This is a genomic window from Stenotrophomonas genospecies 5 (assembly GCF_054473825.1).
Window position 1 is genome coordinate 1 of record NZ_JBTMUW010000010.1, and the last position, 364, is coordinate 364.

A 364-nucleotide genomic window follows, 5' to 3' on the forward strand; every position below is an offset into this window, starting at 1 on the left:
TGTGGCTCAAGCCATGCGAGAGTAGGTCATCGCCAGGGTTTATACCCAAAACCCCGCTGCTCACGCAGCGGGGTTTTCCTTTTTTTGCAGGCACCTGGTTTTGACCTGGACTTGCGGCAACAACTTCACGAAGAGCTTCAAGTTCCTCAAACAAGTTGTTGACAAAGCTGAAAGGCCTGCCATAATAGGCGGCTCGCAACGACGAAAGCCCCTTGGGGCCAACGACGAAGCAGCTCCAGCAACAACGTCCACTACGGTGCGGCGGCCTTGAAAAAGGTGTTGACGAGGCGGAAAAGCCGGCTATAATGGGCGGCTCGCTACGAAGGAAACTTCGCAGCATACGGGAACGGCGCTGAGGCCACTT

At 55.5% G+C, this 364-nt stretch carries 1 protein-coding gene; it reads right to left on the reverse strand.

Annotated elements, in window-relative coordinates; all coding sequences use genetic code 11:
- On the reverse strand, positions 1-199 hold a 199-nt coding region (locus ACX9OW_RS20745; protein ID WP_219631828.1), incomplete at its 3' end, for a hypothetical protein.
- Between the last annotated feature and the right edge of the window lie 165 nt (positions 200-364).